The sequence below is a fragment of the Bacillus cereus group sp. MYBK220-1 genome, assembly GCF_051916445.1.
Taxonomy (GTDB): Bacteria; Bacillota; Bacilli; order Bacillales; family Bacillaceae_G; genus Bacillus_A; species Bacillus_A cereus.
In genome coordinates this window covers 313,137-325,939 of the sequence record NZ_JBQAGQ010000004.1, presented here as the reverse complement: position 1 = coordinate 325,939, position 12,803 = coordinate 313,137, and the positions used below count along the sequence as shown (strand labels likewise).

The window sequence follows — 12,803 nt, the reverse complement described above, 5'->3', positions numbered from 1 at the left end:
TAACACACTCATTTTCATTATAAGCATTATCTTTATATAGAAAAACTAAGGTGTATTTCATATTCCTCAAAAATACAGTGAGAACCTTGATAAAATAATGCTTTCATAAGTTGTTTCAATTCTGTGAACAACTTAAAAAACTCCTATAAAGCATCCTTTTTAAAAGGAAAATTAGAAAGTTCTATATAAATCTTTACCATATTACCGCTCTATTTTACTATTCTCTACTTTTTACAAAACAATATACAGCATTGTAATCTACATATAATCCCATCAAAAAGAGAAGTTGTCGTTTCCAACTTCTCTTCCTCTTTACTTCATCTATAAAAATAAAATCAAATTCTTTATATCCTCTATTGTCCTCAGCATGCGCCAACAATTTCGTTGGCTTTTTTTCGCTTATTAGATGCGAGAACGTAAGTAAGCATCAATAAATGGATCAATCTCTCCATCCATAACAGCTTGTACGTTACCAACCTCCGTATTTGTACGATGGTCTTTTACAAGAGAATACGGGTGGAATACGTAAGAACGGATTTGGCTACCCCATCCGATTTCTTTTTGCTCTCCGCGAATTTCATCTAATTCTGCTTGTTGCTCTTCTAGTTTCTTTTGATATAATTTCGCTTTTAACATTTTCATCGCATGCTCACGGTTTTTAATTTGAGAACGCTCCGACTGACATGTTACAACCGTATTTGTCGGTGTATGTGTAATACGAACTGCTGAATCTGTCGTATTTACGTGCTGTCCACCAGCTCCACTTGCTCGGTACGTATCAATTTTTAAATCTTCTGTACGTACTTCGATTTCAACTTCATCATTGAACTCTGGTACAACTTCACAAGATACGAATGATGTATGACGACGCCCTGAAGAATCGAATGGTGAAATACGTACAAGACGATGTACACCTTTCTCTGCTTTTAAGTAACCGTAAGCGTTATGACCTTTAATTAATAAAGTTACACTCTTAATACCAGCTTCATCACCTGGTAAATAGTCAACCGTTTCTACTTTGAATCCGCGTTTTTCAGCCCAGCGTGTGTACATACGTAATAGCATAGAACCCCAGTCTTGTGACTCAGTTCCACCTGCACCTGGATGTAATTCTAAAATCGCATTATTTTTATCATAAGGATCACTTAATAGTAACTGAAGCTCATACTCATTCATTTCTTGAATTAAGCCTTTTACTTCTGATTCTAATTCCTCATGTAAATCTTCATCATACTCTTCTTTTAAAAGCTCATGCGTGATTTCTAAATTTTCGAACGTCTCATCTAACTGACGGAACTTTCCAACCATATCTTTTAACGCATTCGCTTCATTAATTACAGCTTGTGCGCCTTGTTGGTCATCCCAAAATCCTGCGCCCATCATTTTCTCTTCTAATTCTGCAATTTGTTTCTCCTTAGTAGGGAGGTCAAAGAGACCCCCTAAAAGCCGCTAATCGCTTAGCCATTTTCTCTAATTCCTGTCTAATTTCTACTAATTCCATTTCCTTCACCTCTATGTAATTGCTGTTACTTTCGTATGAAAACAAGGGAAACTCTCTCCACTTATTACGGAGAGAGTTTAATCCTTCTTAATTATACATTTTTGATATAAAAGTTTGCAAAACAGCCTAAGCTACCGTCCTATATTACTGAACGATACCACAGCAGTTTTTATATTTTTTACCGCTACCACATTTACATAAATCGTTGCGGCCCACTTGGTCACCTTTTACAACTGGCTTTTTCTTTGCTTCTTCGCCATCGCTAGAAGGATGAACAGCTTCACCTTGAACAACTTCTTGACGTTCTAAGTTTTGTTCAATTTCAGCTTTCATAATGTAACGAGAAATTTCCTCTTCAATAGAAGCAACCATTGACTCGAACATCGCGAATCCTTCCATTTGGTACTCACGAAGTGGATCGATTTGACCGTAAGCACGTAAATGAATACCTTCACGAAGGTGATCCATCGCATCAATATGCTCTGTCCATTTCGTATCTACAACGCGGAATACAACAACCTTCTCAAACTCACGCATTTGCTCTTCTGGCATAAGCTTTTCTTTTTCATTGTATCGCTCAATTAATTTCGCAATAATTGGCTCGCTCATTTCCTCAGGAGCAAGGCGACGTAATTCTTCTTCTTTTACATCTCCGTCTTGAAGAAGGTTTGTATTTAAGTAGTCAACAAGACCTTTAATGTTCCAATCTTCTTCAATTTCCTCTTGTGTATGAAGAGCAACAGCACGTTCTACTGTAGATTTCATCATACCTTCAATAATGCCGCGTAAGTTGTCAGACTCCATTACCTCTTGACGCTGTTTGTAAATAACTTCACGTTGCTGACGAAGTACATCATCATATTGCAGTAACTGCTTACGTGCATCATAGTTATTTCCTTCAACACGTTTTTGTGCAGATTCTACCGCACGAGAAACCATTTTACTTTCAATCGGCTGAGAATCATCCATACCAAGGCGGTCCATCATTGCTTTCATATTATCTGAACCAAATCGGCGCATTAATTCATCTTCCATCGATAAGTAGAATTGCGTAACACCAGGGTCCCCTTGACGACCAGCACGACCACGTAACTGATTATCAATACGACGACTTTCGTGACGCTCTGTACCGATAACTGCTAAACCAACGTTTTTCACATCGTCTCCAAGCTTAATATCTGTACCACGACCTGCCATGTTCGTCGCGATTGTTACAGCACCTTTCATACCAGCCTCTGCAATGATATCTGCTTCACGAGCATGGTTTTTCGCATTTAAGATGTTATGACGTACACCTTTACGCGTTAACATTTTTGAAATAAGCTCTGAAGTTTCAATTGCAACTGTACCTACAAGAACAGGTTGTCCTTTTTTATGACGATTTACAATATCCTCAACAACAGCATTGAACTTACCTTCCATTGATTTAAAGATTAAATCGGCACGATCATCACGAATAATCGGTTTGTTTGTCGGAATTACAATAACGTTCATATTGTAAATGTTACGGAATTCCTCTTCCTCTGTTTTCGCTGTACCAGTCATACCAGATAATTTTTCATACATACGGAAGTAGTTCTGGAATGTAATTGTTGCAAGCGTCATGCTTTCATTTTGAATTTCTACACCTTCTTTTGCTTCAATCGCTTGGTGTAATCCTTCGCTATAACGACGACCTTTCATAAGACGACCAGTGAATTGGTCTACAATTACGATTTCGCCTTCTTGTACAACATAATCTGTATCACGATGCATAACAACGTGTGCACGAAGCCCCTGATTAATATGGTGAAGAAGTGCTACATGTTTTAAATCGAATAAGTTTTCAATATGGAAAGCTTTCTCTGCTTTCGTAATACCATCTTCTGTTAGCATTACATTTTTCGTTTTCACATCAAATGAATAATCTTTTTCATTTTCTAACGTACGAACAAATGCATTTGCAAACATGTATAGCTCTGTTGATTTTTGAGCTTGTCCTGAAATAATAAGCGGCGTACGTGCTTCATCGACTAAAATAGAATCGACTTCATCGATAATAGCAAAGTGAAGTGGACGTTGAACGCACTGCTCTTTATATAAAACCATGTTATCACGTAAGTAATCGAATCCAAGCTCATTATTTGTGCTATACGTAATATCAGCAGCATAAGCCTCTTGTTTCTCTTCGCGTGACATACTATTTAAGTTAATTCCTACCGTTAAGCCAAGGAACTCATGAAGTTGTCCCATTTCGCTCGCATCACGTTGTGCTAAATATTCATTGACTGTAACAACGTGAACACCTTTTCCTGTTAAAGCATTTAAATATACAGGTAATGTAGATGTTAACGTTTTACCTTCACCCGTTTTCATCTCAGAAATATTCCCTTCATGTAAGGCAATACCACCCATTAACTGTACGCCATATGGACGCATTCCAAGAACACGAGTTGCCGCTTCGCGAACAACTGCAAAAGCTTCAGGTAGTAAATCATCTACTGTTTCACCTTTTGTTAGACGTTCTTTAAATTCAAGCGTCTTTCCTTTTAATTGTTCATCAGTTAGTGGCTTAATAGATGACTCTAATGCATCAATTTGCTCAACTGTCTTTTGCATACGTTTAATTTGGCGTTGATTTACATCAAACACCTTTTTTAAAATACCGATCATAGGAAATACGCTCCTCTTTTTATTAAAATAAAACTTCCGATTGTTTTTCTTTTTCTCTATTACAATCAGTCGTTATAAAAATCAAATGTATGTTATGCCAATTTTTCTCCTAATTAAAAAAACTAAAATGTATATACCTAATGATAATTGTAACACTTGTCTTATAACTATGACAACAATCGGCCGATTGTCTCGTTCTAAATTAAGAAAAGTTTTTTAAAAATCTATTTTCAGCAAAAAAAGCGCAGCCTCATTTGGCTGCGCTTTCGAATTATTATTTAGTTTCGATTAAACCGTATTTCCCATCTTTACGGCCATATACAACATTAGTTTCATTTGTATCAGCATTTGTGAAGACGAAGAAATTATGTCCTAGCATATCCATTTGTAGGATTGCCTCTTCAACGTCCATCGGCTTTAAATCGAATCGTTTTGTACGTACAAGTTCTAATTCATCTTCTTCTACCTCATCCAAAACAGCTACTGCTTCTGGAAGGATAAAGTTCGTTTTCATAGAACCTTTCTCACGTAACTTACGATTTACTTTTGTTTTATGTTTACGAATTTGTCGCTCAATTTTATCAACTACTAAATCGATAGCAGCGTACATATCGCTATTAGTTTCTTCTGCACGAAGTAATAAATCAGTAAATGGAATTGTTACCTCGACACGTTGCTTGTCAGAGTATACTTTTAAATTAACTTTAATCTCTGGGAATGTATCAAAATAACGCTCTAACTTACTTAGTTTTTTCTCTACATATTCCTTTAATGCTGGAGTTACTTCAATATTTTCACCACGAATGTTGAATTTCATAGATGAATTCCTCCTTTCAAGCCTATGTACTATAATTTCGACATTGGCTTAAAAACTCCTTCTAACTTTTTTAAAAAAATTAGTGGAATTGCGATTTTTTTATCGTTTTTTGTTGAAATGAAAAGATGCATCGTTTCTATCTTTATTTTATCCTATTAACATCGTGAATAACGAATATTTCTGTGGACAATTCGTTACAGAAAAGAAACAACTTTTTGACAACTTACCCTATAACAAAAACCCCTTGCGAAAAACAAGAGGTTCTACTACATATATATAACGTTGCCACAAACGCAGCTTTCTCTTCCCAAAACAATATACCCTACAGTTTCACAACATTAGCTGCTTGTGGTCCACGTGCTCCATCTACAATGTCAAACTCTACTTGTTGCCCTTCTTCCAATGACTTATACCCATCTTGTTGAATAGCAGAAAAATGGACAAATACATCGTCACCATCTTCACGCTCAATAAACCCAAATCCCTTTTCTGCATTGAACCATTTCACTCTTCCTTGCATGTTCATTCCATTCCCTTCACTCTAAAAATCAGGGTATTCGCCCCATATTTTGACTATAACGAATGACAACATATGAAGTCAAAGAAGACTTATCGTCTTTTTCTTATCCCTTTCGACACTGCCATATTAACTTCTACAAAGTGTCAAACTAGATACTTCCCTTGCCCCTCTTTCATATAACAAACTTCCGATTTGCCTAACTGTAATCCCTGTCGTATACACGTCATCAACGAGTAAAATATGTTGCCCAGAAAACATCTCTTCTCCCTGAAAATAAAAAGGATTGCTTCCTGACACCCTTTCTTTACGTGTCTTCTTACTTTGCTTTTCTGTTTCCCTTCTTCTTAATGATGGATAAGAAATTTTGACAGGCAAACAAGTTGCTAATAACTCAGCTTGATTAAAACCACGTTCAACTTCCCTTTCCTTACTAAGCGGAACAGCGATAACGGTTGAAACACTGGCAAAATACTTTTGAAATAAACTTCGAAAAGGACGATAAAAAATGTGCACTAACTCTGCATCCCCCCGAAACTTAAACTGCGCTACTATTTCTTTCATCTCATCATCATACATATATAACGAACGGTTTTTAAAAGAACGATACTTCTCCTCTTTCATCCACCTTATACAATCTATACAAATACCGTCTTCTTGAAATGAGGCAGGAACAAATTCTAAAGGTCGCCCACACTCCATGCAAATTTCTCCTATAATATAGGAAAGTTTCTGCTCACATCTATCACATATATATTTTCTATGACACTTTACAAAAAAAGTGTACCAACTAATCTTTTCTACAAAACACTCATCACAAAGTAAACAATGCATTAATTGATCATTCCTTGTTTTTTCGCATTTTTATTCATACCTTGAATATGTTTTTTCGCGCGCACCATCGCCTCTGTCTTGCCATAGTGAAAATAAATGACCTCTCCATACGGTGCTTCAAAGCTCCGCCCTGCTCGGCCCGCAATTTGTACGAGCGCACTTTCTGAAAATATTTCTTCTTCCGCCCCTAAAACTGCAACTTGCAAATTTTTCACCGTTACGCCTCGCTCTAAAATTGTCGTTGTAACTAATAATGGGATTTCTCCCTTTCTGAACGCTGCGACTTTCTCTTTTCTCATCGGATCTTCTGCATGTACCCCTTCAACTTTATTATGCAATGATTTCAATAACGAGCTTATTTCTTCTATATATCGTACATGGGGAACGAATAAAAAAACAGGATACTTTTTGTTTAAGTGCATCTTTAACCATTGTAGTAAAACTCGAGGAATTCTTTCACGGTTGAGGCTTTTCTTCCAATTTCCGCACCAGCAAAATAGAGGAACTGGCAACGGATGACGGTGATATCGTCCAGAAACAATAACACCTTTTTGTTCACCTTTTCTAAATTTTCGCTTCCACGTTTCATCTGGAGTCGCAGTTAAATAAATACGCGCCGCTTTTTCTTTCATCGCTTGTTTTACCGCGTACTGTAACATTTGATCTGCACAATATGGAAAAGCATCTATCTCATCTACAACTATGACATGAAACGCCCTATAATAACGTAATAATTGATGCGTGGTCGCAACGACTAATACTGCATCTTTTTCTTTATCTACACTCCCTCCATATAAAGCCGCTACCTTTACATATGGAAATACTTCTTGTAATCTCGGTGCTAATTCCAAAACAACATCCGTTCTTGGCGTTGCGATACAAACTCTTTCTCCTTTTTGAAGCGCTTCGTTAATACCGTAAAACAACATCTCTGTTTTCCCAGCCCCGCATACAGCCCAAATAAAAAATGATTCTTTTTGCTTAATAGCCTCTATAACTCCTTGCGCCGCCAAATTCTGGCCAGTAGACAACGTCCCGTTCCACTGTAACAAATTTGAATTCTTTTCTCTCTTTCTTTCAGCAATCCCGCGAACAAGTACAGCACATTCACTTACTCTCCCCATCGTTATACACTTCCGGCAATATGTGCACACTTTACTGCACCTTTTACATAAAAACGACGCAAATAGCCGCCGATCTACATTTCCACAGCGTTGGCACATATATTTAGAATTCTTCTTTTTTACACCTTGTACACATACAATCTCTCCCTTCTTTTTCAAATCGTTTAATTTCCTCTGTAAATCTGAAGAAAGTTCTTCTAATAGCAACTGTTTCCCCGCTACCATCAACAATCACCTCCAGCACTACTATAAACCTTTCTCATCATCTCGTAAAAACTCAAAAAAGCCGATAACCTACTTATAAAATAGTAAGCTATCGACTTTATACACTTTTTTTATTCTTTTATAAATCCTAGAATCGACCGTATCCTAAGAAATGTTTTTGGTTATACGAGCTGTTAATATCACCGTACGCAATTCCTTTATCACTAGCGTGAATCATTTGGCCATTACCAACGTAAATACCGATGTGAGATGGACCTGCTTTATAAGTACCTTGGAAGAATACTAAATCTCCTGGTTGTGGGCTACTTACTTTTGAAACAGAATTCCAGTAACCATTAACGTCTTGACGACCTACACCAAAGATGTAAGAAATGAATCCACTACAATCAAAACCACCGTTTGATGGAGATGCACTTCCCCAAACATATGGTAAACCTAAGTAGCTTTGTGCTTTACCAATTACGCCACCCACATTTGAAGCTGGCTTTTTCTCTTCTTGTTTAGGTGCTTCTTTCTTAGGCTCTTCTTTTTTTGGTTCCTCTTTTTTAGGTTCTTCTTTTTTAGGCTCTTCTTTTTGAGCTTGTCCACCATTGTTTGCTGGTGCAGCTTGCTCTGCAGGTGCTGGCTGAGCTTGCGCAGCTTTAGCAGCTTGCTCTGCTTGTTTTTGAGCAGCAGCTTCTTGTGCAGCTTTTGCTTGTGCTTCTTCTTCTGCAATGCGTTGTAATTGCAGTGCTTGTTTCTCAAGCTCTTTCAATTGACCTTCCGTACTTGTCATTGAAGTTACAACTGTATCCATTTTACCGCTTAAATCGTTTACCGCTGTTGCTTTTTTCTCTTTTTCAGCGTCAAGTTCTTTCTTAGCAGTTTCAATTTGAGCTTGTGCTTCTTTTAATTCTTTTTGTTTCTCTTTTACCGTTGCAACATCTTTTTTCACACTAGCTTGGTCTTCTTGTTGTGTTTTCATGATATCTTCATCAGACTCAAGAATTTTAGAAACTGAAGTTAAACGATCAACTAAATCTGCAACATTTTTAGAGTTTACAAGAACTTCTGTTACAACGTTCGTATTTGGTTGTTCTTGAAGTGCAACTAAACGCTTTCTTAATAGCTCTTCACGTTTTGCAATCTTTGTTTGTAATTCTGCAATATCTTTATTTTTCTTTTCAATTAATTGCTCAGTATCAGAAACTTTTTTCATTGTTTCATCAAGCTTTGCAGCATTCTCTTGAACAGATTTATCTAAACCTTGAATTGTTTTGTTTAAGTCATTCATTTGCTTTTGTAATTCATCACGTTCTTGTTGTTGTTTATGTAAAGTGTCATTTTGTGTATTAATTTGTGATTTCACGTCAGAAATTTTATCTTCTGCAAATACATTTGGTGTTAGCCCAGAAAACATTAACCCTGCAACTAATGCACAAGATGCCATTTTTAGCTTTTTCATTTTATTTTTTACACCGCTTTCTTTTTTCTTTTTCCGTATATAACCTATAAAATTTATACCATAATTCGGGATTTTTTTTGCTAATGTTACGTTTTTGTAAAACAAATGTAATATTATATGTAGCTCTAGCGCAAAATGCGTATATTTTTGTATGTATGTGTAGAAATTTATATACTTTTCTCACTTCTATAAACAAAGAAAAAACGTAAGGAATCCCTTACGTTTTATTAAATATACGAATACAAATGAAATGCTACTTCATCCATTTCTCAGCCCAATTTTGGACCTCATCCATAACACTTTCTAACGCTTTCCCCTTGTCAGTTAAGCCATACTCGATTCGAACTGGTACTTCTGGATAGACATTACGAACTACAATGCCCTCGCTTTCCAATTCCTTCAAACGCTCTGACAACATACGATCGCTCATATTTGGGATAATATCTGCGATTTCTCTAAAACGTTTCGACTCTTCAAGCAAAGATTTAATAATTAAGCCAGTCCACTTCTTACTAAGCAGAGTAAAAGCTGACTCAAACTTTGGACATAAACAAGAATTATGCTCCATATGTTTCACCTCTCTTCCATTATAATATAGTTTCTTGTAAAAAGTAAGTTATAAAACTTTCCTCATTATTTTATTTTACGTACATTTTACCATTTCCAAATATTAACTTGTCAACTAAACGTAACATACCCGTAAAAAAACCCTCTTAAAAAGAGAGCTTTTTATATCTTTATTACTTCGTATACCATCCAAGACCTAATGCACCTTCACCTAAGTGCGTACCAATTACAGCTCCAAAATAACCTGTACGAATTGTGACGTGAGGATATTTTGCTTCTAATTCTTTCTTCCATTCATTCGCTTCTTCTTCACGTTGTGCATGAATGATAACTGCTTCCATAGGTACACCTTTACTTGCTTGCTCATCAAAAATTTCAATGATACGTTTTAATGCTTTTTTACGTGTACGAATCTTTTCAAACGGAATAATGATTTTATCTCTAAAATATAAAACTGGCTTCACTTGTAACAGACTGCCGATGAAAGCTTGCGCGCTATTCAATCGACCACCACGTTGTAAATGATGTAAATCATCAACTACAAAATAGGCGTCCATCGTTTTCTTCATTTCATCAAAACGAGCGATAATCTCTTTTGGGTTCTTTCCTTCACTTGCTAACTTTGCACCTTCACGCACATAAAATCCTTGTACTTCACAACTAATTTCAGAGTCATACGTGTATACATCAATACCCTCTACCATCTGTCCAGCTGTCGTTGATGTTTGATATGTACCACTAATTCCACTTGATAGGTGAATACTAATAACTGCATCATAATCTTTAGCTAGTTCTTCATATAGCTCAACAAACTTTCCGATTGCTGGTTGAGAAGTTTTTGGAAGTTCCTCTTGTTCACGTACTTTCACATAAAAATCATCTGCTGAAATTTCAGCTTCTTCTTGATAAGATTCTGTTCCAAACACAACGTTTAATGGAATCATATATATATTGAGTTCATCACGAATTTGCTTCGGTATATATGCCGTACTATCAGTAACAATAGCTATTTTCATTTTCGTACCTGCCTTATAAAAAGTTTTATTTCCTAATTTTACACGAAAACTACAAATGGTGCATCCATACATGAAAATGCCGGTTGAAATTATACCTACCATCTCGACAAATTACAACAAAAAGATAAAATACTCACCAAAAACTTCAGCATATTTAGAAAAAATGTTTGAATATAAAAAGGCTCGCTTTTAAAATGGAAAGTACTAGTCATTTTGATAGATAGGGGCGTACACAAGTGCTATTACAATATTTAACAATCAAAGACTACGGCGAACACGAAATCGTCATTCAAAAATCAAGATTTATTTGTTATATTAGCCGAGCAACGACTGAGGAAGAGGCTCAAGAATTTATACAAAAAATAAAAAAACAACATTGGAATGCAACACATAATTGTTCCGCTTATTTAATTGGCGAACAAGATCATATTCAAAAAGCAAATGATGACGGTGAGCCTAGCGGTACAGCTGGCGTACCAATGCTGGAAGTACTTAAAAAACGTGGACTAAAAGATACCGTCGTTGTCGTAACACGCTATTTTGGTGGCATTAAACTTGGTGCAGGTGGATTAATTCGTGCATATGGAAAGTGTACAAGCGAAGGCGTTAATCATGTCGGTGTTGTCCAGCGAAAACTAATGCGTGTGATGCAAACCGAGATTGATTACACATTACTTGGCAAAGTGGAAAATGAATTACGCAATTCAAAATATGCCATTAAAGATATACATTATCTAGAAAATGTCACATTTGATACGTATGTAGAAGAAGACGGCAAACAAGCATTTACAGATTGGATGATTGAATTAACAAACGGGAAATGTACAATTACAGAAGGAGATATGTTGTACTTGGAACAAGATGTTATCTAAGCATAACCAATTTATCACCTTCAAAGATTAATGTAGTGAATTACTTCCCTACAAATGAACTAACGAACTAAGGAGATTATATATGGAAGAACGTTATTATCATCTCCAAAATAGCAGAATAAAAAAGAAGCGAAGAAGGAAACTTTTCTTCTTCCTTATTTTCGCATTTTTATTTGGCAGCATAGGAGTTTATGTGTTAAATTCTTACTCTTCTCTTATGGGGATGTATAGTGGTTTTACTCGTGAAAAATCAGATTTAAGAAACAAAGATGTAGAAATTACAAAAGAACCTTTTACAATTCTCATTATGGGTATAGAAGATTATGCGACAGATGGTCAAAATGGTCGTACAGACTCATTAATGTTTGCAACAGTCAATCCAAAAACGCAAAAGATTTCACTTATGAGTATTCCTCGTGATTCTCGAGTTAAAATTGTTGGCAAAAATAAGGAAGACAAAATTAACGCTGCCCATGCTTACGGCGGAGAAGAAATGGCAATCAAAACTGTCGAAGGCTTTCTAAAAGTTCCTGTAGACCATTATCTGAAAATTGATTTCCAAGGCTTTAAAGGTATCGTTGATGCTGTTGGCGGCGTTACCGTTGACGTACCCTTCGATTTCTGGGAGCGCTCTGACGTGGATTACTACAAAAAAATTCAGTTTAAGCAAGGACAGCAAAACTTAAACGGTGAAGAAGCACTTGCTTACGTCCGTATGCGAAAGCAAGATCCAAATGGCGATTATGGTCGAGCTGCTAGACAAAGACAATTACTGGCCGCTGTTGCTCATAAACTAAACTCCACCTCTACTGTATTTAAAATTAAAGATTTAACAGCTGTCGTTGGAAAATATATAAAAACCGACATTCCTATTTCAGACGGACTTGCTCTTTACAATAAACTTTCTGGATTTGATCCTTCTACAATGCAAACGTTAAAGCTTGAAGGCGAAGACAAAAAGATAGGCGGTATTTATTACTTCCTTCCAGATCCAATCAGTGTAGAAACGGTGCGTAACGAAATTGAAAAAGAATTAGGAGAAAAAGCAAAAAATCCAACTACAAAAAACAACTCAAATCCTGATTCAAGTTCTAACTCTAACGAACAAACAAAAAAAGAGACAAACCAAAATAAAACACCAACTGATCCGCCACCTTCTACAAATGCTCATGCAGAGTGGATTATGCGCAATCAGCCGTAAAAAAAAGGCCCAATCTATCCGATTGGGCCTTTT

11 protein-coding genes are annotated in these 12,803 nt (G+C 36.3%); 2 read left to right on the top strand and 9 right to left on the bottom strand.

The window, feature by feature from the left end:
- Positions 1-402: 402 nt before the first annotated feature.
- The 9 genes from prfB to ACTFRU_RS19155 form a co-directional block, all read right to left on the bottom strand.
- Positions 403-1,501 (bottom strand): peptide chain release factor 2 gene (gene prfB / locus ACTFRU_RS19195; protein ID WP_096001716.1). Its coding sequence is split into 2 segments (ribosomal slippage): positions 403-1,428 and positions 1,430-1,501, totalling 1,098 coding nucleotides; the frame shifts between segments, so codons are not numbered across the junction.
- Between the two features lie 144 nt (positions 1,502-1,645).
- Entirely contained in the window at positions 1,646-4,153 is a 2,508-nt protein-coding gene (gene secA, locus ACTFRU_RS19190) for a preprotein translocase subunit SecA (protein ID WP_000579387.1), read from the bottom strand.
- A gap of 274 nt (positions 4,154-4,427) precedes the next feature.
- The gene (gene hpf, locus ACTFRU_RS19185; RefSeq protein WP_000671186.1) at positions 4,428-4,970 is read right to left on the bottom strand and encodes a ribosome hibernation-promoting factor, HPF/YfiA family; all 543 of its coding nucleotides are present in this window, start codon (positions 4,968-4,970) and stop codon (positions 4,428-4,430) included.
- Between the two features lie 322 nt (positions 4,971-5,292).
- Positions 5,293-5,490 (bottom strand): cold shock protein CspC, encoded by a 198-nt coding sequence (cspC, locus tag ACTFRU_RS19180; RefSeq protein ID WP_001990088.1) that lies wholly within the window; start codon positions 5,488-5,490, stop codon positions 5,293-5,295.
- A gap of 126 nt (positions 5,491-5,616) precedes the next feature.
- Positions 5,617-6,321 carry a ComF family protein gene (locus ACTFRU_RS19175; protein ID WP_006926665.1) on the bottom strand — a complete coding sequence of 235 codons (705 nt, stop codon included), beginning with the start codon at positions 6,319-6,321 and terminating at the stop codon, positions 5,617-5,619.
- Positions 6,321-7,670: an ATP-dependent helicase ComFA gene (gene comFA / locus ACTFRU_RS19170; RefSeq protein WP_440037756.1), complete on the bottom strand. Its 1,350-nt coding sequence runs from the start codon at positions 7,668-7,670 to the stop codon at positions 6,321-6,323. The genes ACTFRU_RS19175 and comFA overlap by 1 nt, the downstream gene beginning before the upstream one ends.
- 127 nt (positions 7,671-7,797) lie before the next feature.
- Complete coding sequence (locus ACTFRU_RS19165; RefSeq protein WP_149214744.1) at positions 7,798-9,219, bottom strand: C40 family peptidase; 1,422 nt, start codon at positions 9,217-9,219, stop codon at positions 7,798-7,800.
- A 148-nt stretch (positions 9,220-9,367) separates the two neighbouring features.
- Positions 9,368-9,682, bottom strand: a complete 315-nt coding sequence (locus ACTFRU_RS19160; protein WP_000400857.1) for a winged helix-turn-helix transcriptional regulator — start codon at positions 9,680-9,682, stop codon at positions 9,368-9,370.
- Positions 9,683-9,854: 172 nt separating this feature from the next.
- Positions 9,855-10,697: a DegV family protein gene (locus ACTFRU_RS19155; protein ID WP_000684725.1), complete on the bottom strand. Its 843-nt coding sequence runs from the start codon at positions 10,695-10,697 to the stop codon at positions 9,855-9,857.
- Positions 10,698-10,933: 236 nt separating this feature from the next.
- Here ACTFRU_RS19155 and ACTFRU_RS19150 point away from each other — a divergent pair, with 236 nt between their 5' ends.
- On the top strand, positions 10,934-11,569 hold the full coding sequence (locus ACTFRU_RS19150) for a YigZ family protein (protein ID WP_000926672.1): 636 nt from the start codon (positions 10,934-10,936) through the stop codon (positions 11,567-11,569).
- Between the two features lie 82 nt (positions 11,570-11,651).
- A complete protein-coding gene (locus tag ACTFRU_RS19145) occupies positions 11,652-12,770 on the top strand; it encodes an LCP family protein (RefSeq protein WP_000392799.1) in 1,119 nt (372 codons plus the stop codon).
- The last annotated feature ends 33 nt before the right edge of the window (positions 12,771-12,803 follow it).